This window comes from Actinosynnema pretiosum, assembly GCF_024171695.1.
GTDB classification, from domain to species: domain Bacteria; phylum Actinomycetota; class Actinomycetes; order Mycobacteriales; family Pseudonocardiaceae; genus Actinosynnema; species Actinosynnema pretiosum.
Genome location: NZ_JAMTCF010000008.1, coordinates 228,587 through 248,734, shown reverse-complemented (window position 1 = coordinate 248,734; position 20,148 = coordinate 228,587). Strand labels below are relative to the sequence as shown.

17 protein-coding genes and 1 pseudogene are annotated in these 20,148 nt (G+C 72.9%); 3 read left to right on the top strand and 15 right to left on the bottom strand.

Features of this window, described 5'->3' with window-relative positions:
- Positions 1-73 precede the first annotated feature (73 nt).
- The 6 genes and pseudogenes from LV78_RS18490 to LV78_RS18465 all read right to left on the bottom strand — a co-directional run.
- Positions 74-1,638, bottom strand: a pseudogene (locus LV78_RS18490) (acyclic terpene utilization AtuA family protein); the annotation flags it as partial.
- Positions 1,635-3,050, bottom strand: coding sequence for a TIGR03084 family metal-binding protein (locus LV78_RS41640; RefSeq protein ID WP_308208728.1), 1,416 nt, complete (start codon positions 3,048-3,050; stop codon positions 1,635-1,637). The pseudogene LV78_RS18490 and the gene LV78_RS41640, both read right to left, overlap by 4 nt.
- A 676-nt stretch (positions 3,051-3,726) precedes the next feature.
- Positions 3,727-3,882 carry a hypothetical protein gene (locus tag LV78_RS18480; RefSeq protein ID WP_253846503.1) on the bottom strand — a complete coding sequence of 52 codons (156 nt, stop codon included), beginning with the start codon at positions 3,880-3,882 and terminating at the stop codon, positions 3,727-3,729.
- Positions 3,883-4,374: 492 nt separating this feature from the next.
- On the bottom strand, positions 4,375-4,962 hold the full coding sequence (locus LV78_RS18475) for a TetR/AcrR family transcriptional regulator (RefSeq protein WP_253846502.1): 588 nt from the start codon (positions 4,960-4,962) through the stop codon (positions 4,375-4,377).
- 141 nt (positions 4,963-5,103) lie between these two features.
- On the bottom strand, positions 5,104-5,481 hold the full coding sequence (locus LV78_RS18470) for a nuclear transport factor 2 family protein (RefSeq protein ID WP_253846501.1): 378 nt from the start codon (positions 5,479-5,481) through the stop codon (positions 5,104-5,106).
- A gap of 124 nt (positions 5,482-5,605) precedes the next feature.
- Positions 5,606-6,475, bottom strand: a complete 870-nt coding sequence (locus tag LV78_RS18465) for a hypothetical protein (protein ID WP_253846500.1) — start codon at positions 6,473-6,475, stop codon at positions 5,606-5,608.
- A 111-nt stretch (positions 6,476-6,586) separates the two neighbouring features.
- On the opposite strand from LV78_RS18465, the gene LV78_RS18460 reads away from it, so the two are divergent.
- Positions 6,587-8,068, top strand: coding sequence for a YibE/F family protein (locus LV78_RS18460; protein WP_253846499.1), 1,482 nt, complete (start codon positions 6,587-6,589; stop codon positions 8,066-8,068).
- Here the strand turns inward: LV78_RS18460 and LV78_RS18455 are convergent.
- Positions 7,995-8,357, bottom strand: a complete 363-nt coding sequence (locus tag LV78_RS18455) for a DUF1304 domain-containing protein (RefSeq protein WP_253846498.1) — start codon at positions 8,355-8,357, stop codon at positions 7,995-7,997. The two genes, LV78_RS18460 and LV78_RS18455, sit on opposite strands and share 74 nt — an antisense overlap.
- 85 nt (positions 8,358-8,442) lie before the next feature.
- Here LV78_RS18455 and LV78_RS18450 point away from each other — a divergent pair, with 85 nt between their 5' ends.
- Complete coding sequence (locus tag LV78_RS18450) at positions 8,443-9,306, top strand: spermidine synthase (protein WP_253846497.1); 864 nt, start codon at positions 8,443-8,445, stop codon at positions 9,304-9,306.
- A gap of 55 nt (positions 9,307-9,361) precedes the next feature.
- Here the strand turns inward: LV78_RS18450 and LV78_RS18445 are convergent, their stop codons facing one another.
- From LV78_RS18445 to LV78_RS18435, 3 genes are read right to left on the bottom strand one after another with little or no spacing between them, the layout of a single operon-like run.
- The gene (locus LV78_RS18445) at positions 9,362-10,096 is read right to left on the bottom strand and encodes a hypothetical protein (protein ID WP_253846496.1); all 735 of its coding nucleotides are present in this window, start codon (positions 10,094-10,096) and stop codon (positions 9,362-9,364) included.
- Positions 10,093-11,358: a histidine--tRNA ligase gene (hisS, locus tag LV78_RS18440; RefSeq protein ID WP_253846495.1), complete on the bottom strand. Its 1,266-nt coding sequence runs from the start codon at positions 11,356-11,358 to the stop codon at positions 10,093-10,095. The genes LV78_RS18445 and hisS overlap by 4 nt, the downstream gene beginning before the upstream one ends.
- A 9-nt stretch (positions 11,359-11,367) precedes the next feature.
- Positions 11,368-12,072, bottom strand: a complete 705-nt coding sequence (locus LV78_RS18435; protein WP_253846494.1) for an MBL fold metallo-hydrolase — start codon at positions 12,070-12,072, stop codon at positions 11,368-11,370.
- 213 nt (positions 12,073-12,285) lie between these two features.
- Between LV78_RS18435 and LV78_RS18430 the strand changes: the two genes are divergently transcribed.
- Positions 12,286-13,131 carry a peptidylprolyl isomerase gene (locus tag LV78_RS18430; RefSeq protein ID WP_253846493.1) on the top strand — a complete coding sequence of 282 codons (846 nt, stop codon included), beginning with the start codon at positions 12,286-12,288 and terminating at the stop codon, positions 13,129-13,131.
- A 139-nt stretch (positions 13,132-13,270) separates the two neighbouring features.
- Here the strand turns inward: LV78_RS18430 and LV78_RS18425 are convergent, their stop codons facing one another.
- The 5 genes from LV78_RS18425 to yajC form a co-directional block, all read right to left on the bottom strand.
- Positions 13,271-15,571: a RelA/SpoT family protein gene (locus LV78_RS18425; RefSeq protein WP_372494955.1), complete on the bottom strand. Its 2,301-nt coding sequence runs from the start codon at positions 15,569-15,571 to the stop codon at positions 13,271-13,273.
- A gap of 147 nt (positions 15,572-15,718) precedes the next feature.
- Positions 15,719-16,237, bottom strand: a complete 519-nt coding sequence (locus LV78_RS18420; RefSeq protein ID WP_253846492.1) for an adenine phosphoribosyltransferase — start codon at positions 16,235-16,237, stop codon at positions 15,719-15,721.
- On the bottom strand, positions 16,234-17,424 hold the full coding sequence (gene secF, locus LV78_RS18415; RefSeq protein ID WP_253846491.1) for a protein translocase subunit SecF: 1,191 nt from the start codon (positions 17,422-17,424) through the stop codon (positions 16,234-16,236). The genes LV78_RS18420 and secF overlap by 4 nt, the downstream gene beginning before the upstream one ends.
- 1 nt (position 17,425) lies before the next feature.
- On the bottom strand, positions 17,426-19,309 hold the full coding sequence (gene secD / locus LV78_RS18410; protein ID WP_253846490.1) for a protein translocase subunit SecD: 1,884 nt from the start codon (positions 19,307-19,309) through the stop codon (positions 17,426-17,428).
- 147 nt (positions 19,310-19,456) lie between these two features.
- The gene (gene yajC / locus LV78_RS18405; protein WP_253846489.1) at positions 19,457-19,858 is read right to left on the bottom strand and encodes a preprotein translocase subunit YajC; all 402 of its coding nucleotides are present in this window, start codon (positions 19,856-19,858) and stop codon (positions 19,457-19,459) included.
- Positions 19,859-20,148: the final 290 nt, after the last annotated feature.

The window sequence follows — 20,148 nt, the reverse complement described above, 5'->3', positions numbered from 1 at the left end:
CTGCTCCCGTCGCCGGGGCTGTTCTCGTCGCCGGGGCTGTTCTCGTCGCCGGGGCTGTTCTCGTCGCCGGGTCGAGTAGTTCGTCGGGGATGTCGACGTGCCGGGCGCGCAGCCACTCGCCGAGCGCCTTGCCCTGCGGGTCGAACCGGGTGGAGGCCGCGACGCCCTGCCCGAGCAGGCCGTGCAGCACGAAGTTGAGCGCCCGCAGGTTGGGCAGCTCGTACCGGGTGACCTCACCCGCCTCGGGCAGCAGCTCCTTGAGGCGGGCGGTGGTCAGCTCCTCGCGGAGCCAGGCGTAGGCGGCGTCCGTGCGGGTCCAGACGCCGATGTTGGCGTCACCGCCCTTGTCGCCGGACCGCGCGCCCACGATCCGCCCGAGTGGCGCTCTCACGCGTCGACCACCTCCCCGGTGTGCAGGAACGCTTGGTGTGGAACGGTTTCCCGTGGCAGGTAGGCGGATTCGCAGACGCCGTAAGGGGTTCCGTCGCCGGGCGGGGCGGTGACGTGGAAGCCGGGGTAGGAGGCGAGCGCGAGTTCCACGGCCGCGCGGGCGAAGCCCTTGGCGCGCTTGGGGTCCGGGGTCTTGACGGTGGCGTGCAGCAGCGCGGAGGCGGTCTCCTCGGTGTCGGCGTCGGCCCGGTCGGTGCGGGCGAGGGTCCAGGTGAGGCCCTCCGCGCCGACCGCGCCCTCCAGCTGACGCCGGACCAGGTCGGCCTTGCGCTCGATGTCCAGTCCGCAGAGGACGAACGTGGTGGAGTTGCGGTAGCCGCCCAGGGAGTTCAGGCACACCTTGAGGTCCGGTGGCGGCGGGCTGCCCCGCGTCCCGGTCAGCCGCACGCCCCTCGGGTGCGGCTGGAGGCGGATGGTGTCGAAGTGGGCGACGACGTCCGGGCCGGGGTAGGCGGGGTCGCCGATCTCGTAGAGCAGCTGGGCGGTGACGGTGTCGGCGGTGACCGCGCCCCCGGCGCCCGGCTGCTTGGTGATCAGCGCGGACCCGTCCGACTCGACCTCGGCGATCGGGAAACCCGGTGCGGTGGCGTCGAACTCGGTGAAGAACGGGTGGTTGCCGCCGGTGGCCTGGGTCCCGCACTCCAGCACGTGCCCGGCGGCGGTGGCGCCCGCGAGCGCGTCGAGGTCGTCGGTCCCCCAGCCGAAGTGGGCGATGGCGGGCCCGACGACGAGCGAGGCGTCGGTGACCCGCCCGGTGACCACCACGTCGGCCCCGGCCTCCAGGCAGGCGGCGATGCCCCTGGCCCCGAGGTAGGCGTTGGCGGTGAGCGCGCGGGGGAACCGCTCGCGCACGTCGTCCCCGCTGACGTGCGCCACCTTGGCCCCGAGCCCGAGCGCGCGGATCCGCTCGGCGAGCCCGGCGGGGTTGAGACCACCGGCGTTGGCGACGATCCTGACGCCGCGCTCCAGGGCGAGCCCGAGCGATTCCTCCAGCTGGCGCAGGAAGGTGCGGGCGTAGCCGAGGGCGGGGTCCTTGAGGCGGTCGCGGCCGAGGATGAGCATGGTGAGCTCGGCGAGGTAGTCCCCGGTGACCACGTCGACCCCGCCGCCGACGACCATGTCGCGCACGGCGGAGAAGCGGTCCCCGTAGAACCCGGAGGCGTTGCCGACCCGCAGGACCTCGGTCATCGGGCACCACCGCCCGCGATGGGGTCGTGGGTGTGCGGGTGGCGGGTGGGGTGGTGGCCGTCGCCCGCGCGGGCGGGGCTGTGGTGATCATCGCCGGGGCGGTGGGCGGTGCGTTGGGGGTCGGCGTCCGGGTGGTCGATGCCCTGGTGGGCGGCGTCCCGGTGGTCGGCGCTCTGGTGGGCGGCGTCCCGGTGGTCGGCGCTCTGGTGGGCGGCGTCCCGGTGGTCGGCGCTCTGGTGGGCGGCGTCCCGGTGGTCGGCGCTCTGACTGGCCGCAGCAGGGCCGGTCGCCGCAGGGCTGGCCGCACCGCTTCCTTCGGTTCGGCCGGTTGAGCCTGGCCGGTCGGTCGGGGCTAGCCGGTCGGTCGGGGCTAACGAACCGCTGGGGGCGCCGGGATCGCGGTCACCCCGCTCGTGCGGACCGCGTTCGCGCGAGGGGCCGCGTTCGCTCCCGGAGGCGGCCCCGTCAAGGCTGTCAGGACCACCGCCGGTCCAGGCTCCACCACCGGTCCGGGCTTCACCACCGAACCCCGCGTCGCCACCAAGCCCCGCGTCGCCACCGAACCCCGCGTCGTCGCGATCACGCCCGCTGCGGGCGGCACGATCCCGCCCCCACCTGCTGCCGGTCTCACCGATGATCACCCCCTTGCCTCCCGGCGCGCGCCCCGCGCCCGGTGGTCCGGCGAAGGCCTGCGCGATCGGCAACCACGCCGACGCCGCCGCCCCGGTGGCCCGCACCGCGAGGTCGGCCGGGTGCCTGCGCCGGGTGACCAGCAGGCAGAAGTCCAGCGCCCGCCCGGTGATCCGGTCGTCGGCGCCCTCGTCCCCCCACGTCCACAGCCCGCCGTCCGGGGCGACCAGCTCGACCCTCGGCGACACCGACGGCGCGGGCAACCCGTTGGCCGCGAAGGCGAAGCCGAACGCGCGCACCCCGATGTGCGCGACGTGCCGCAACCGCGCGGTGGGCGCGCGCACGACCCCGAGCGCGTCGGCGACGTCCTGCCCGTGCGCCCAGGTCTCCATGACCCGCGCGGTGGCCATGGTCGTGGGGCTCATCGGCGGCCCGAACCACGGCACCCGCCCGCGAGCGGCGGCGAGCGCGCCGGATAGCCGCCTGCGCCCGTCCCGCCACCCCTCCAGGGTGACCGGCGTGCGCGCCCCGCGCTCCACCGCGCCGGTCACGTCGGAGGCCACCGCGACGGCCATAGCGCGGAACTGGTCGGGGTCGAGCAGGGCCAGCAGCGCGGCCCGGTCCGACCAGTGCAGGTGCCGCACCTGGTGCCCGATCGTCCAACCAGGCGCGGGCGTCGGCGCGCCCCAGTCGGCGTCCACCACCAGCGCCTCCAGCTCACGCCCCTCGGCCGCGAGGTCCCGCAGCACGGCGCCCAGCACCGGATCGACGGTCCCGCTCATCACCACACCCCCAGCACGGGCGCGGGGCAGCCCCCGGCAACCCCAGCGCCACACCCGATGACCGCGAACCCCCGCCCGCGAAGCACCGGTTTCCCGCACCGAGCGGAACCGAACCCACCACGAACCCCAGCACACCCGACCACCACCGCAAACCCGCGACCACCGACCGGCCTGATCACGGCCACCCCGCCACCCACCACGCGGCGCGCCGCCGAACCACCACCGCAGGCCACACCGATGACGACCGGTCCACCACCGACGCCCGCACGACTCCCCACCGGACCACCACCAGCAGGGCCGCAGACCACCGGACCAGCACCGACACCAGCAGGGCCGCTGACCACCGGGCCGCCACCACCGCCAGGCCCGATCACGGCCGTCCCATCACCGCCCGCCGCACGGGTCACCGCAGAACCGCCACCAACCACCGGGCCGATCCCGCGCCCCCGCGCCACCACCCCGCCACCACCAGCACGCCACGCCCCGAGCGCCGCCCACCGCAGCACCACTCGCCCGCCGCCCCGAACCGCAGCCCCACAGCCGCTCTCCCGCACCGAGGTCCCGCCAGCCACCCCGCCCGCGCTCACCGCCCCCGCCAAGCCCCCGCGCGCATCCCGCCCGGCAACCCCACCCAGGTCCCCGTCGACCGCCCGGTCCACAGCACCAAGGTCACCGTTCACCGCGCGGTCCGCAGCACCACCCGCATCCCCGGCAACGCCGCCGCGCGCACCCCCACCCAGTGCCGAGCCCACGACACCAACCGCCGCACCAGCAACGCCGCCGCGCGCGTCCGTACCCGCCGCCCCGACAACGGCCCGGCCCGCAGCGCCAACCGCTACCCCGGCAACGCCTCCACGCACGTCCCTACCAGCCGCTTCAGCAACACCCCGGCCCGCAGCGCCACCCCGGTCGGTAGTCCCACTCCCGCCCCAGCCCGCGAGCCGGCCCGCAGCAAGACCCCAGCCCACAGCAACACCCCGGTCGGTAGCACCACCCTCGGCCCAGCCCACAGCGCCACCCCGGTCGGCAACCCCACTCCCACCCCAGCCCGCGCCCCCACCCGCGATCCGGCCCGCAAAAACACCCCGGCCCACAGCGCCACCACGGTCAGCAGCCCCACCCCCGGCCCAGCCCGAGCGCCCACCCGCGAGCTGGCCCGCAACAACACCCCAGCCCGCAGCGCCACCCCGGTCGGCAACCCCACCCCCGGCCCAGCCCGCGCCCCCACCCGCGAGTTGGCCCGCAGCCCGCCCCACGCCTCGCCCCACACCCAGCCCTACCCGCGCCCCCACCAGCGCCCCAGTCCCGCCCTCCACCCGCCGCCTCACAGCACCGCCTCCAACATCCCGGCCCAGTGGCGCGCGATCCGCCTGCGCCGCTTGCCGTCGTCGGTCAGCTGGTTGGCCAGCGCCAGCCCGCGCGCCAGGTCCAGGGTGATCTGCACCGCCTCGCGCACCCCCGGCTTCGCCTCGTCCGCCCCCAGCAGCTCGACCGCCAGCCGGTGCGTCTCGCGCCCGAGCGCCGCCTCCAGCGGCACCACGGCCGTGCGCAGGGCGGGATCGGTGCGGGCCGCCACCCACAGCTCCAGGGCCGCCGCGAACCGGTCGCTGGCGTAGAACTCGGCGATCAGCTCCACCACCGCCACCGGCCCGCCCTCGACCCGCTCGGCCAGCCGCCTCAGGTGCGCGACGCTCTCCGCGCCCAGGTGCTCCACGGCGGCGGCGACCAGCTCACCGCGCGTGCGGAAGTGGTGCAGCTGCCCGCCCCTGGACACGCCCGCCCGCTCCGCGACCACGGTCGTCGTCGTCCCCGCCCAGCCGTGCTCGACGAGGCACTCGACCGTGGCCGCCAACAACTTCCGCCTGGTGTCCGCGCTGCGGTCGACCTGGCGACGCCTGGTCTGGGTGGCCACCCGGCCGAGTGTTCGGGGTCACACAACAAACAGTCAAGACTGATTGTGAAACCGATGCACGCGCAGTCACCAGACCACTCTTCCGGGGGCGCACAAGCGGGTGACACCCACCCGCTTGCCGCAATCCTCACCCGGACGTGGTCACCACCCGCTCTGCGCCATGGTCTGGTACAGCCACCGCCCGTCCCGGCGCACCAGCAGGTCCCCGTACCGCATCGACCCGGCCTCGGCCCCCGACCCGTACTCCGCGTCGGTCACCACGAACACCAGGTCCGCCCCCAGGAACAGCGGCGTCCGCGTCGACCGCAGCTCCACGTCCCCGTCCCCCAAAATCGCGCCGAAGTCGCGCAGGAACCGCTCCCGGTCCCACGACTCGGCCGACCCGCCGGTGACCGCGTTGACCGGGAACATCGCCATGTCCGCCAACGCCTCCACGTCCCTCTCCGCGCACAGCGCGTCCCAGCGGGCGAACCAGTCGAGCACGGAGGCGTAGTCCTCGTCGGACGGCGTGTAAGTCATGCCGTACAGCGTACGCTAAGCCAGCGCGCACGAAAGGGCGAACGCGCCCACGACCCGCGAAGGAGCGACGACCGACCGACGCCGGCCCCCGCAACCGATCACCCCAGGTGATCGAACCCGCAGGTCACCGCCCGTCCGCGCAAGCGATGAGCCCGTTGACCACCAGATCGCCGCTCTCCGTGGTCACCGCCCCCATCTCCACCTCGATCCCGAGCGACTCCACCGACACGACCCCGAGCGCGGGCGCCCCGCCGACCTGCACGCCCTCCAGCACGGCGGGCCGCGCCAGCACCGGACCGACCAGGTGCAGGAACCGCAGCCGCTCGGCGGGCGCCCCGGTCACCCGGACGCCCCGCACCTCGACCGAGTGCGGCACCCGCAGCCGCAGCAGCGCGACCACGACCGCCTCGAACACGGCGCTGTCCGCGCTGGACAGCACGACCTGCCCGCCCACCGCCGCCCCGCGCACGTCGAACACCCCGGCCAGGAACCCCTTGGCCCAGTCGTCCCCGAGCTGCGTCGGCCACTCCACGAGGTCCCGCTCGCGCGGCTCCCCGCCGCCCGCGAACTCCCGCACCCGCGCCAGCACCTCGGGCACCACCGGCGGCCCGCCGCGCACCGCGCCCCACAGGTACCCGAGCCGGTACTCCCGGTTCCGCTCGGGCGGCGCCGCGAAGCGCCCGGTGCCCTGCACCCGCGTCCCGCGCGTGAGGTGGAGCCGCTCCCCGCCGGGTGTCAGCGCCCGCCAGCCGAGCTCGGTGCGCAACCGGTTCCCGCCACCCGCAACGACCTGCGTCCCCCCGGCGAGGGACACCCGGTAGGCGGGACGTGTCGCTGTCGAGCAAGCGGTCACCACCGTCGGCGCGTACCGCCCGTCCCGCGTTCCGAACACCCGGTCACCGGGGCGCAGCGCGCCGATCGGCCGGGTGCTCCCGTCAGCCAGCAGAGCTGGCGTGTCAGCGGCCAGGCAGTGCGCGCCCACGCGCCCGCCCAACCCGTTTTCATGCATAACTATATTCGAACACGCGTTCTAATGATCGTCAAACCGTCACCCGTACGGCGACTACACCCGTTGCCCCGCACGGCCACTGGCACTATTGCCACCGTGCGCGCAACGGACCACCTCCCCGCCCACGGCCACGGCCACGGGCACACCCCCACCGGCCCGGCCTCAGCGCCGGTCCGCAGGCTCCTGCTGGTCCTGCTGCTGCCACTGGTGCTCGCCACGGTCGTGGGCGCGCTGGTGCTCTACCCGTTCGGGCAGGAGATCAAAACCGGTTCCGAGGTCGGGATCAACCACACCCCCGTCCTCGGCGAGGCCACGGCGGTCAAGAAGGGCCCCTGCGCGGTCGGCCTTCCCGAGGGCGCCCCGGTCCCGCAGGACGAGGGCTGCTTCCTGGTCACGGTCACCATGACCGACGGCGAGGCGGCGGGCCGGGACGTCACCATCCCGGTGCCCGACCAACCCACCTCCCCGCAGGTCTCGGTCGGCGACGAGGTCGTGCTGTCCTACTCCGGCACCGAGCCCACCAGCCCGCTGTCCTACCAGCTGGTCGACTTCCAGCGCGGCGGGTCGCTGCTGCTGCTCGGACTGCTGTTCGTCGGCGCCGTGCTGGTGCTGGGCCGCTGGCACGGCCTGCGCGCGATCGGCGCGCTGGGGCTGAGCTTCGTCGTGCTGGTGCTGTTCCTGCTGCCCGCGATCCTGGCGGGCGAGGACCCGCTGTGGGTCGCGGTGGTCGGCGCCGGGCTGATCATGTTCGTGGTGCTGTACGTGAGCCACGGCATCAGCGCCCGCACGTCCACCGCCGTGCTCGGCACCCTGGTCAGCCTGGCGCTGATCGGCGCGCTGGGCGCCCTGTTCGGCGCGTTCGCCCGGCTGACCGGCCTGGACGAGCAGACCGCGAACCTGGTCACCATCCTCGGCCACGGCATCGACACCAGGGGCCTGCTGCTCGCGGGCACGATCATCGGCGCGCTGGGCGTGCTGGACGACGTGACCGTGACGCAGACCAGCGCGGTGTGGGAGCTCAGGGCGGCGAACCCGTCGATGGGCTTCGGGCAGCTGTACGCGGCGGGCGCCCGGATCGGCCGGGACCACCTGTCGTCGGTGGTCAACACGCTGGTGATGGCGTACGCGGGCGCGGCGCTGCCCCTGATGCTGTCGTTCGCGCTGTCCGGCCAGGGTCTCGGCACGATCCTGACCGCGCAGGACGTCGCGCAGGAGATCGTGCAGACCCTGGTCGGCAGCATCGGCCTGGTGGCGGCGGTGCCGGTGACCACCGCGCTGGCCGCGTTCGTCGCGTCCCGCGAGGAGGTCGTGACCGGGGACGAGGACGAGAAGTCCGCCCCCGTCGACGAGGACGACGACGGGGGCGGGGCAGAGGACGACGACGAGCCGGTCGCGGAGCGGGCTCCGGAGCCCACCCCGCAGCCCACCACCCCGCAGCCCGCCAGGAGCCGGATCGCGGGCGACCTGCGCTACGGCTACGACCCGAGCAAGCCCTGGGAGCGGGTCAGCCCGCGACCAGCACAGCCACCAGCGCTGCCAAAGCGGGCCCGGCCTGCACGAAGAGGATTCGACGGCTGACCGTGGCCCCGCCGTACACGCCCGCCACCACCACGCACGCCGTGGAGAACACCGAGAACGCGTAGCCGACGTCCCCGTCCGCGACCAGCGCCACCACCAGGGCCGCGACCAGGAACCCGTTGTAGAGCCCCTGGTTGGCGGCGAGGGTCGCGGACTGCTCGGCGAACTCCTCGGTCAGCCCGAAGGTCTTGCGGCCCCTGGGCGTCTTCCAGAGGAACATCTCCAGCACGACGATGTAGACGTGGATCAGCGCGACCAGCGCGATCAGGACGTCAGCCACGGTGTTCACGAGTGCGGGAGCCTACCCCTCGTCGGGTGCGGAACCGGTCACCCCGCGCGCCGGGACCACGAAGCCGGTGGCGGATAATCCGGGCGTGGGCAGAGCGCGCAGGACCGACGACACCATCACCAGGGAGGTCGACTCGGGCATCGCCGAACTCGTCCCCGACCCCTACTACGACAACGGGTGGACGCTGCTCCTCAACGGCACCCCGCAGTCGCACGTGGACCTGGACGACCCGGCGAACCTGGTGTTCGAGTACGTGCGCCGCATCGCGCACCTGGCGGACCTGCTGGCCGACGAGGGCGAGCCGCTGCGCGCGGTGCACCTGGGCGGCGGCGCGATGAGCCTGCCGAGGTACATCGCCGCGACCAGGCCGGGCTCGTCGCAGCAGGTGGTCGAGATCGACGAGGCCCTGGTGGACCTGGTGCGCGGCGTCCTGCCGATGCGCCGGGACTGGCGGGTGCGGGTGCGGCGGGGCGACGCGCGCGCGGTGCTGGAGAAGGCGCCGGAGGACACCTTCGACCTGATCGTGACGGACGCCTTCGCCGGTGCGCGCACCCCGGCGCACCTGACGTCGCGCGAGTACGTGGAGCTGGCGGCGCGGGCGCTGAACGCGCGGGGCGTGTACAGCTCGAACATCGGCGACGGCGGCGACCGCGCGTTCGCGCGGGGCCAGATCGCGACGATCAGGTCGGTGTTCCGCAACGTCTGCGTGATCGCCGAGCCCGCGGTGTTCAAGGGCAGGCGCTTCGGCAACTTCGTGATCGCCGCGTCGAACCAGGACCTCCCGCTGGCCGAGCTGATCCGCAGGACGGCGGGCGACCCGTTCCCCGGCCAGGTGGAGCACGGCGAGTCCCTGACCCGCTTCACCGGAGGCGCGAAGCCGGTGACGGACGCGACGGCGACCCGGTCCCCGGAACCGCCGCAGGGGACGTGGGGGATCTCGGAGGACTGAGCACGCGCGAGGGGCGCGGTCCGAAGACCGCGCCCCTCGTCGCGGAACCGCCCGCTCAGTCCAGCTGCGCCACGAACCGCGAGATGGCCTCGGGCTTCAGCTTCTGCGCCAGCTTCCCCGACGGCGCCAACGTCCCCAGCCGGTACAGCGGCCGGTCCGCCGCGGCGGCCCCTCGGGCCTCCGCCCGCAGCTGGGCCACCAGCAGCTCCGCCAGCGCCAGCGCCTGCGCGTCACCGCGCGAGGCCAGCACGTCCGCCAGCGTCCGCAACGGGTAGATCCCCAGCTCGCGACCGCCCGTCCCGGCGTACAGCGCGAGCGCCAGGTTGATCGCCTTGTGCCCGCCGCGCGCGAACAACCCGATCGTCCTGGTCCCCCGCGTGTCGGTGACCAGCAGGTCCAGCGAGTCCGCCGTCTTCAGGTCCACGACCCTGGTGCCGTAGGCGCGCACCGACAGCACGCTCCCCTCCAGCCACACCCGCCGCCGCGCCTCGGACACCGCCAGGAGCAGCAGCGGCACGCCGAAGATCGCCGCCGTCACCAGGCCCGCCGTCCGGCCGCCCAGCAGGCCCACCAGCCCGCCGAAGGCCCCGGCGACGATCAGCGCCCCCACCGCGACCATCCTGGACCGCTTGCGCACCGTGGCCGGGTCCAGCAGGTCCAGGGGGATGCGCTCGGCCCCACCGGAAGCCTTGCCGGAAGCCCCGCTTGAAGCCCTGCCGGAATCCCCACCGGCGGGCCCCGGTGTCCCAGCCGCGCCGGAATCCCCGGTCACCCCGTCACCGTCGCTCACCGCTCCAGCGCCCTCCGCACCTCGGTCACCACGTCGGCCAGCGGCACTTCCCGCTGCTCACCGGTGGCCAGCTCCTTGAGCTGCGCCACCCCGGCCTCGATGTCCCGCTCCCCCAGCACCAGCGCGAACCTCGCCCCGGACCGGTCGGCGCCCTTCATCGCGCCCTTCAAGCCCTTGCCGCCGTAAGCCATGTCGTACCGGACGCCTGCCGCGCGCAGCGGAGCCCCGATCCCGACCAGCCGCGACCGCGCCGCGTCGCCCAGCGGCACGCCGTACACGTCGCACCGGGTCGCGTCGCCGACCGCCAGCCCCTCCACCTGGCAGGCCAGCAGCGCCCGGTCGACCCCGAGCCCGAACCCGACGCCGGACAGCTCCTGCCCGCCCAGCTGCGCCATGAGCCCGTCGTAGCGCCCACCGCCGCCGATGCCGGACTGCGCGCCCAGCCCGTCGTGCACGAACTCGAACGTGGTCTTCGTGTAGTAGTCCAGCCCGCGCACCATCCGGGGGTTCTCGACGTACTTCACGCCCAGGTCGCCCAGGTGCGCCTTGACCCGCTCGTAGTGCTCCAGCGTCTCCGGCGACAGGTTGTCCAGCATGAGCGGCGCCTCGGCGACCAGCTCGCGGACCTCGGGGCGCTTGTCGTCCAGCACCCGCAGCGGGTTGATCTCCGCGCGGCGCCGGGTGTCCTCGTCCAGCGGCAGCTTCGCCAGGAACGCCTGGAGCTTCTCCCGGTACTGCGGACGGCACGTCGCGTCGCCCAGCGAGGTCAGCTCCAGCCGGTACCCGGTCAGCCCGAGCGCCCGGAAGCCCTCGTCGGCGATCGCGATCACCTCGGCGTCCAGCGCCGGGTCGTCCACGCCGATCGCCTCGACGCCGACCTGGTGGAACTGCCGGTACCGCCCGGCCTGCGGCTGCTCGGCGCGGAAGAACTGCGCCGCGTACGCGAGCTTCACCGGGAGCTGCCCCCGGTCGAGCCCGTGCTCGATGACCGCGCGCATCACGCCCGCGGTGCCCTCGGGCCGCAGCGTGATCGAGCGACCGCCTCGGTCGGTGAAGGTGTACATCTCCTTGCTGACCACGTCGGTGGACTCGCCGACGCCGCGCGCGAACAGCGCGGTGTCCTCGAAGACGGGCAGCTCGATGTAGCCGTACCCGGCGCGCGCGGTGGCGCCGAGCAGCGCCGAGCGGACGGCGGTGAACGCCGCCGAGTTCGGCGGGAAGTAGTCGGGAACGCCCTTCGGGGCGGCGAACGGGGTGGTCACTGCTGGTCCCTACAGTCCTCTGCGCTGTGCGGCGGGCGCGTCGTCGTCGCGGATCAGTTCCGTGAGGAACGGGTTGCTCGCGCGCTCCCTGCCGATGGTCGTGGTCGGTCCGTGGCCGGGCAGGACGACGACGTCGTCGTCCAGGGTGAGGACCTTGCGGCGCAGCGAGCCGAGCATCGCGCCGTGGTCCCCGCCCGGCAGGTCGGTGCGCCCGATGGCCCCGGCGAAGAGGGTGTCGCCGGACAGCACGAGCCGCCCGCCCTCCTCGACCCCGGACCGGAACATCACCGACCCGCCGGTATGGCCGGGGGTGTGGTCGACGGTGAAGCTCAGGCCCGCCAGGTCCAGCTCGGCGCCGTCGGACAGCTCCCTGACCTCGCGCGGCTCGCGCATCTCCAGCCTGCCGCCGAAGAACGCGCGGGTCTCGGCGCTCACACCGGACAGCGGGTCGGACAGCATCGCCCGGTCGGCCGGGTGCACCCAGGCCGGGATGTCGTCGCCGTCGCACACCGGGGCGACCGAGTACGAGTGGTCGAAGTGGCCGTGGGTGAGCAGCACCGCGACCGGCGAGAGCCGGTGCTCGCGGACCGCCTCGGCGATCGGCTCCAGCGCGTCCTGGCCGGGGTCGACCACGACGCAGGCGCCACCGGCCTCGGACGCGACCAGGTAGCAGTTGGCCTGGAGCGCACCGGTCGGGAACCCGATCACCAGCACGGGAAGACCCCTCTCGGACTGCCTCGGTCGACCGCGCGGGATCGACCGCGAAAACGACTGCGGACCTGACTGCGAACCTGACTGCGAGCGGCGCGGGAACGGCGTGCGCCTGTGCACCAGCCTATCCGCCACACGCCAGTCATATGCGATCCCCCTAGACTGCGGTCCGGTCGTCGCCGTCGACCCAGTAGCACAACTCAAGGGAGGGTGCAGGTGCCGAACAACGCGCAGCGCCGCGAGCAGGCCAAGCGGAAGCTGGAGCGCCAGATCACGCGCAGGGTGGAGCGCGACAAGCGGCGCCGGGTCGTGGCGGTGATCTCCACCGCGGTGGTGGTGCTGCTGGTGGCGGGCGGTGTGTACTTCCTCGCCACCTACGACTTCGGCTCCGACACCACGGACACCGCCGCGAGCTCGTCGGCCGCCCCGCAGAGCGACAAGCCCGCGTCGATCCCGACCGAGCTGCACGCCGCGGTGAAGCGCCCGACGCCGCTGGCCCCGCAGGTGAACTGCGAGTACACCGCCGAGGGCGAGTCCGCGAAGCCGGGCGCGAAGGCCCCGGAGAACGGCCAGGTCTCCTCCGAGGGCACCGTCGGCGCCACGCTGGGCACCTCGATCGGCGACCTGAAGCTGACCCTGGACCGCTCGCTGGCCCCGTGCACGGTCAACAGCTTCGTCTCGCTGGTGAAGCAGAACTACTTCAACGACACCACCTGCCACCGCCTCACCACCCAGGGCATCCAGGTCCTGCAGTGCGGTGACCCGACCGGCACCGGCACCGGCGGCCCCGGCTACAAGTTCAAGGACGAGGTGTTCCCCGAGATCACCTACGGCCGGGGCGTGCTGGCCATGGCCAACTCGGGCCCGGACACGAACGGCAGCCAGTTCTTCATCGTCTACGGCGACGCCTCCAGCCTCCCGGCCAGCTACACCGTGTTCGGCACGGTCGACGCGGAGAGCCTGAAGCTGGTGGACGAGGTGGCCAACGCGGGCACCGACAGCGGCGCGGGCGACGGCAAGCCGAACACCCCGGTCGACATCAAGACCGCGACCACCGCCTAGCGCGGGGGCGGGTCCTCCCGGTCCGACGGCGTCGACGGGAACCCGCTCGTCTCACCTGAACGGGTGAAAAGCTCGCAGAACACCGAAGGGGCGGGGCCACAGCGGCCCCGCCCCTTCGTCGTGCTCGGGAGGTCCGGCGTCAGGACGCCGAGGTGACCCGGTAGACGTCGTACACGCCCTCGACGCTGCGCACGGCCTTGAGCACGTGCCCGAGGTGCTTCGGGTCGCCCATCTCGAACGAGAACCGGCTCACCGCCACCCGGTCCCGCGAGGTGGTCACGGACGCCGACAGGATGTTGACCTTCTCGTCGGCCAGGACCTTCGTCACGTCCGACAGCAGCCGGTGCCGGTCCAGCGCCTCGACCTGGATGGCCACCAGGAACACCGAGGACGAGGACGGCGCCCACTCGACGTCCAGCAGCCGCTCCGGGGTCTTGAGCAGCTCGTCGGCGTTCGTGCAGTCGGTGCGGTGCACGCTCACCCCGCCGCCCCTGGTCACGAACCCGAGGATGTCGTCGCCGGGCACCGGGGTGCAGCAGCGGGCCAGCTTGACCCACACGTCCGACGAGTCCTTGACGATCACGCCCGCGTCGCCGGTGACCCGCCGCCTCGCCACCGTGGACGGCGTCGACCGCTCGGCCAGCTCCTCCTCGGCGTGGTCGACGCCGCCCAGCTGGGCGACCAGCCGCTGCACCACGTGCCTGGCCGAGGTGTGCCCCTCGCCGACCGCCGCGTACAGCGCGCTCACGTCCGGGTAGTGCAGCTCCTTGGCGAGCGCGCCCATCGCGTCGGCGGACACCAGGCGCTGCAGCGGGAGGCCGACCCGCCGCACCTCCTTGGCGATCGCGTCCTTGCCGACCTCGATCGCCTCTTCCTTGCGCTCCTTGGCGAACCACTGCTTGATCTTCGCCTTGGCGCGCGGGGACTGGGCGAACGACAGCCAGTCCCGCGACGGACCCGCTCCCTCGGCCTTCGAGGTGAAGATCTCGACGACCTCGCCGTTCTCCAGCTTGCGCTCGAGGGCGACGAGGCGGCCGTTGACGCGCGCGCCGATGCACCGGTGGCCGACCTCGGTGTGCACGGCGTAGGCGAAGTCCACCGGGGTGGAGCCGGTCGGCAGGGTGACCACGTCGCCCTTGGGGGTGAAGACGAAGATCTCCCGCGCGGCCAGGTCGAAGCGCAGCGACTCCAGGAACTCGCCGGGGTCGGCGGCCTCCCGCTGCCAGTCGAGCAGCTGGCGCATCCACGCCATCTCGTCGACCTCGACGCTCTTGCCCCGGTGGCTGCCCTTGGTCTCCTTGTACCGCCAGTGCGCCGCGATGCCGTACTCGGCGGTGCGGTGCATGTCGTAGGTGCGGATCTGCACCTCCAGCGGCTTGCCGTCCGGCCCGATGACCGTGGTGTGCAGCGACTGGTAGACGCCGAAGCGGGGCTGCGCGATGTAGTCCTTGAACCGGCCGGGCATCGGCTGCCACAGCGCGTGCACCACGCCCATCGCGGCGTAGCAGTCGCGGACCTCGTCGACCTGGATGCGGACGCCCACGAGGTCGTGGATGTCGTCGAAGTCGCGACCGCGCACGATCATCTTCTGGTTGATCGAGTAGTAGTGCTTCGGCCTGCCCTCGACCTTGGCGGTCAGCCGCGCGCCCTCCAGGTGCCCGCTCAGCTCGTTGATCACGCCGCTGAGGTAGGTGTCGCGGGACGGGGCGCGGTTGGCGACCAGGCGCACGATCTCGTCGTACTTCTTGGGCTGGAGGATCGCGAACGCGAGGTCCTCCAGCTCCCACTTGACCGTGGCCATGCCGAGCCGGTGCGCGAGCGGGGCCAGCACCTCCAGGGTCTCGCGGGCCTTGCGGGCCTGCTTCTCCGGCGGCAGGAACCGCATGGTGCGCATGTTGTGCAGCCGGTCCGCCAGCTTGATCACCAGGACCCTGGGGTCCTTGGCCATGGCGATGACCATCTTGCGGATGGTCTCGGCCTCGGCGGCGGCGCCCAGCTTGACCTTGTCCAGCTTGGTGACGCCGTCCACCAGCAGCGCCACGACGGTGCCGAAGTCGTCGCGGAGCTGGTCGAGCGAGTAGTCGGTGTCCTCGACGGTGTCGTGCAGCAGGGCCGCGACCAGGGTCGTGGTGTCCATGCCCAGCTCGGCCAGGATCGTGGCCACCGCGAGCGGGTGGGTGATGTACGGGTCGCCGGACTTGCGGCGCTGCGGCCGGTGCTTCTCCTCGGCCACGTCGTAGGCGCGCTGGAGCAGCGCCAGGTCGGCGTTGGGGTGGAGGTCGCGGTGCACGGTGGCGAGCGGTTCGAGGACCTGCTTGACCGGGGCGGCCCGCTGGGCGGTGATGCGGCGGGCGAGCCTGGCCCGCACGCGCCTGGTCGCCGACGGGGCCCGGCCTGGCACGGGCGGCATCGGGGCCGTGGGTTCGGTGTCCTGGCTCAACGCGCTCCTCGGGGGTCTAGGCACCGAGGATAACTCCGATGGCGGGGCGGGCCCCGCCACCGGGCGACGAGCGGTGGTGTTCACACGACGAGCAGCAACCGTGAACGGGTGCGACCGGTCAGGTGAGCGCGACCCGTGATCGCGTGCTCACAGCGTGAGCAGGGTGCGCACGGGGTAACCCGAAAGGCGGTCCCGACCACCCAGTCCGACCAGTTCGAGGACCACGGAGACGCCGGTGACGACGCCACCCGCGTGCTCCACGAGCTGGCAGGCGGCGGCTGCGGTTCCCCCGGTCGCGAGGACGTCGTCCACGACGACGACCCGCTGGCCGGGCTGGATCAGCCCGGCGGGCAGCTCCAGGGTGGCGGTGCCGTACTCCAGCTCGTAGCTGACCCGGTGCGACACGGCGGGCAGCTTGCCCGGCTTGCGCAGGGCCACCACGCCGTAGCCGTGGCCGTAGCCGAGCGCGGACCCGAGCAGGAAGCCCCTGGACTCGATGGCCGCGACGACGGTGGTGCCGGGTTCGACCGTGCCGTTCAGGGCGTCGGTCATGGCGCGGAGCGCCTCTGGATCGGCCAGGACGGGCGTGAGGTCCCGGAACAGGACCCCCGGCTGGGGGAAGTCCGGGACCTCACGCATGAGTCCGAGCGCGTGCTCTAGCTTCAACGCTGCTTCTTGCCCGTCGGTCGGTTGGTGCGCCGCGCGTCGGCGGCCTTGGCGTGCCGCGCGGGCACGCCCGCGGCGGCGGTGAAGGCCTTCTCCTTGCGGAGCTCGGCCTCCAGGCTGTCCTCGTCGGTCGACTCGACCTCGTCCTCGGCGACCGCGCCCGCGGCGTTCTTGCGGGCCACGTTGTCCCGGCGGGCCTTCACCCGAGCGGCCTGGGCCTTGTAGCGCGGGTCGCGCATCTTCAGGTCGACCGCGATCGCGGGCGCGATGAAGATGGACGACAGCGCGCCGATGGCCATACCGGCCAGCTGCACGAGCGCGAGGTCCTTCAGGGTGCCGACGCCGAGCAGCCAGACGCCGACGACCAGCAGGCCCATGACCGGCAGCAGCGCGATCAGCGAGGTGTTGATCGAGCGCATCAGGGTCTGGTTGACCGCCAGGTTGGTGGCCTCGCCGTAGGTGCGGCGGGTCAGGCCGAGGATGCCTCGGGTGTTCTCCCTGACCTTGTCGAAGACGACCACCGTGTCGTACAGCGAGAAGCCGAGGATCGTCAGCAGACCGATGATGGTCGCGGGCGAGACCTCGAAGCCGACCAGCGAGTACACGCCCGCGGTGATGACCACGTCGTGCACCACGGCGACGAGCGCGCCGACCGCCATCGCCAGCTCGAAGTACAGCGCCAGGAACAGCATCACCGCGATGAAGAAGATCAGCAGCGCGAGGAGCGCCTTGGTGGTGATCTCACCGCCCCAGGAGGCGGAGACGGCGCTGTCGCTGACCGAGGACAGGCCGCCCTCGGGCTTCAGGTCGTCGTTCAGCGTGTTCTTCAGGCCGTCGATCTGCTGGGTGGTCAGCGTCTCGGAGCGGATCTGGAACGTCGCGGCGTCGCCGGTGCCCACGGTCTGCACCGAGGTGGCGTCCTCGCCGACCGACTTCTTGAAGCTGTCCTGGACGGCTTCCTGCGAGATGGACGTGCCCTCGCCGGTCTGCGCGGGCATCTGGATGCGCGTGCCACCGGTGAAGTCGATGCCCAGGTTGAAGCCCTTGAAGACCACCAGCAGGACCGAGGCGACCAGGATGGCGCCGAAGATCCCGTACCACCGCGTGCGCTTGCCGACGATGTCGAACGCGCCGTTGCCGACGTAGAGGCGCTGGAACACGCTCGCCTTGCGCGGAGTGCTCGACACGTCAGGCCTCCTTCACGGCGGTGCCGGTGCTCTTGGGTGCCTTGAGGTGCGCCGCGTGCGCGACGTCGCCGAGCCCGATGACCTTGGGGTTGTTCAGGAACTTCGTCTTGGACTTCGAGATGATCGCGACCAGCGGGTGCGTCACCAGGAAGACCACGATCAGGTCGAGCACCGTGGACACGCCGAGGGTGAACGCGAAGCCCTTCACCTGGCCGACCGCGATGACGTACAGGATCATCGCGCACAGGAAGCTGACCGCGTCGGCGGACAGGATCGTGCGGCGCGAGCGGACCCAGGCGCGCGGGACGGCCGAGCGGAAGGAGCGGCCCTCGCGCATCTCGTCCTTGAGGCGTTCGAAGAACACCACGAACGAGTCGGCGGTGATGCCGATCGCGATGATCAGGCCGGCGATGCCCGCGAGGTCGAGGGTGAAGCCGACGACGCGCCCGAGGAGCACCATGACCGCGTAGACGATGACGCCGGACAGGACCAGCGACAGGATCGTCAGCAGGCCGAGCAGGCGGTAGTAGAAGACGCAGTACAGGAACACCAGGAACAGGCCCACGGCGCCCGCGATCAGACCGGCCTCCAGCGAGGCCAGGCCCAGGGTCGCCGACACGGTCTCGGCCTCGGAGGCCTCGAACGACAGCGGCAGCGAGCCGTACTTGAGCACGTTGGCCAGGTTGTCGGCCTCGCGCTGGCCGAACTGGCCGCTGATCTGGGTCGAGCCGCCGAGGATGGGCTCGTTGATGTTCGGGGCGGACACCACCTGGCTGTCCAGGACCACCGCGACCTGCTGGTTCACGTTGGCGGAGGTGAACTTGCCCCACTTGTCGCCGCCGGAGCCCTTGAAGGTCAGGCTGACCACGAAGCCCGCGCCCTGCGGGTCGGTGCCGGAGACCGCGTTGTCGATGTCCTCACCGGTGAGCCGGGAGTACATGGAGAAGTCGCTGTCCGGGACGCTGCCGTCGGCGGGCGGGGTGACCGGGCCGAGGACGTACTTGGTGACGCGGTCCTGGTCGCAGGTCAGCAGCGGCTGGGCCGGGTCGTCGTTGCCCAGCAGCGGGTCGGTGGTCGGGCAGGTGAAGGCGGCGAGCGCCTGCTGCACGGTCGCGGCGTCCAGCGTGGTGAGCGCGGGGTCCTGGCGGCAGGTGCGCGCCTCGGTGATCGCCTTGGTGGTGTCCTCGGAGTAGTTGCCGAGGAACACGGCCTGGCAGTCGACCTGCGAGGGGTCGGTCGCCGGGTTCGGGGCGTCGGACTGCGGGGCCCCGGACTCCGGCGCGCCGGACTGCTGCGGCTGGCCGCTCTGCGAGGGCTGGGCCGCGTCGCTGGAGGGCTGCTGCTGGAAGGCGGGCGCCGGACGGCCCTGGCCGGTGGTCGACGGCGCGGAGGCGCCCTCGGACGGCGGGGTGCTCGCGCCGGACTCGGGCGCCTGGCTGCCGCTGGTGGGCGCCGGGGAGCCGCTGGTCGACGGCGGGGTCTCGGTGCTGGGCGCGGGCTGGTTCGCCAGCGGGGCCCCGATGACCTTGCGGAAGTTCAGCTTCGCCGTCTGGCCGAGGCTCTTCGCGCCCTCGCTGTCGGAGCCGGGGACCGTGATGACCAGGTTGCTGCCGTCCCTGACCACCTCGGCCCCGGAGACGCCGAGGCCGTTGACGCGGGTCTCGATCAGCGTCCTGGCCTGGTTGAGCGCCTCGTCCGTCGGCGTCTTGCCGTCGGGCGCTCGCGCGGTCAGCGTGACGCGGGTGCCGCCCTGCAGGTCGATGCCGAGCTTGGGGATCGCCGAGCCGTTGCCGGTGAAAAACACCAAGGCGTACAGCACGGCCACGATGAGGACAAACGCGCCCAAGTACTTCGCGGGGCGGATTTGCCCGGCCGGAGGTGCCACGGTCCGTCCGTCTCCTGGTAGTTGACAAAGTTCAGCGAGGGCGCAGCGTACCCCGCGTCATGTGAGCCGCGCGTCACTGCCTGGAGTCGGCGTCGTTCACAGTTGCCAACCTGGCCGGTGTCGCCCGGACGGCCGTGGCGGCCGGTGTCAGTTCTTGCTGTCCTGCTTGGCGTCGAGCGGCGGGGCGACGATCGCGGAGGAGGCCGGGGTGGCGTCCACGACGGCGTCGGAGTCCCGCGCGGAGACCTCGTCGGCGTCCTCGTCGACGTCGGTGGTGTCGATGTTGGTGTCGACCTTCTCGCGGACCGCCTGGCGCAGCCAGGTGGTGACCACGCCGTCCGCGACCTCCAGGTCGATGGTGGCCTCGTCGCTGGCGTCCGCGACGGTGGCGAACAGGCCGGACGTCGTCATGACCCGGTCACCCGGCTCGAGGGCGGCCAGCAGCTCCTGCTGCTCGGCCGCGGCCTTCTTCTGCTTGCGGGCGCTGAGGAACAGCGGCACCGCGAACAGGATGAGGAGCAGGGGGAACATCAAGGAAGAGAGGTCCATCATTCTCCGATCGGCGGACGCGGCTGGGCGTGGGTGCCCGGAACGTCCGGTTCTCCAGACGCCGTCGCCGATTGTGCCAGGTCGTGGTTGCCGATCACGCAGCGCCACCGGCGCAGGGGTGGGCAAGGGGCGGTGGAGGTGGTCGGGGCGGGTCCGTCCGGGGGTGCGGCGAACGATCGGCGAGCACGGGGCGTAGCCGGGTTGAGCTGCGGCGGGACGGTCGCGGGGCGCGCGCGGGGTTCGGGGAACCGGCGGCGGCGCGGGAGGTTCGAGCGGTTTGCCGCAGTCGG